This is a genomic window from Ruegeria sp. BHSB064 (genome assembly GCF_059613205.1).
The window spans coordinates 1-1068 of record NZ_JBXWSB010000251.1; the positions used below are offsets into that span (position 1 = coordinate 1).

Annotated in this window: 2 protein-coding genes; both read right to left on the reverse strand. The window is 58.9% G+C overall.

Annotation, left to right across the window (positions count from 1 at the left end; all coding sequences use genetic code 11):
* On the reverse strand, positions 1-498 hold a 498-nt coding region (locus AC2FNU_RS24745; RefSeq protein ID WP_496794295.1), incomplete at its 3' end, for a thiolase family protein.
* An 11-nt stretch (positions 499-509) separates the two neighbouring features.
* Positions 510-1068, reverse strand: a 559-nt coding sequence (locus AC2FNU_RS24750) for a glutathione S-transferase family protein (RefSeq protein ID WP_496794299.1), incomplete at its 5' end; no start/stop codon positions are given.

The following is a 1068-nucleotide window of genomic DNA, read 5'->3' on the forward strand; positions in this document are numbered from 1 at the left end:
AGCATCATCACGACTGAAGCCATACTCGGTGGCGATAATGTCAGCCGAGATGCCCTGCGGCACAAAATAGGTCTCCATCGCCAGCGACGGATCGACAGCAATCGCGGCACCGTCGCTGCCCATGGCCACACGGCCCATCATCTCAACGCCGCCTGCGATGTAAGCCTCGCCTGCGCCACCTTTGACCTGGTTCGCAGCCAGGTTCACAGCTTCCATTCCGCTCGCGCAGAAGCGGTTGATCGCCAGACCGGGGATCGACTGATCCAGATCCGAGGCCAGAACGGCAGAGCGCGCCAGACAGCCGCCTTGTTCCATCACTTGCGTGACGTTGCCCCAGATCACGTCCTCAACAGCGTGGCCTTCCAGGTTATTGCGTTCTTTCATCGCGTTCAGGGTCAGGGCGGACAGGCGCACCGAGGTCACCTCGTGCAGGCTGCCATCCTTACGGCCCTTACCGCGCGGCGTGCGCAGGGCGTCATAAATGTAAGCTTCGGTCATGGGTCTTCTCCTTAAGCTCGATCCGACGGGTTGCCGGGCATCAGGTCATAGGGGTGTTTCCAGCCGGGCTGCTCGGATAACCGGGTCAGCCAGGCGTCGATATGGGGCCAGTCGGCGCGGTCAAAGCCGAATGGTTCGGGATAATAAAGGTAGCCGCAGCAACTGAGATCGGCGTTCGTCACGCCGTCGCCGACGATCCAGTCGCGACCGTCCAAATGGGCGTTCAAAACTTGGTAAGCTGCCTTCAGGCGCCCCTGGTTAAAAGCAATTACATCTGGATTGCGGTGTTGTTCCGGAAGGAAATTGATCAGGAAACGGGTCAAGCCTGCCATCGAACTGAGCTTGTGATTGTCCCACAAAACCCAGCGCAGGATGTCGTAATTTTCTTCCCGCTCCTTGCCACCGAATTTACCGGACTTCTCGGTCACGTAAGCCTGAATGGCGCCGGACTGGCTGGTCCGAAAATCACCGTCGATCAGGACAGGCGCTTCACTCATCTCATTGACCTCGGCACGAAACTCGGGCGTCCGCGTCTGGCCGTTGAAAAAATCGACAAAGACCGGCTCCCAC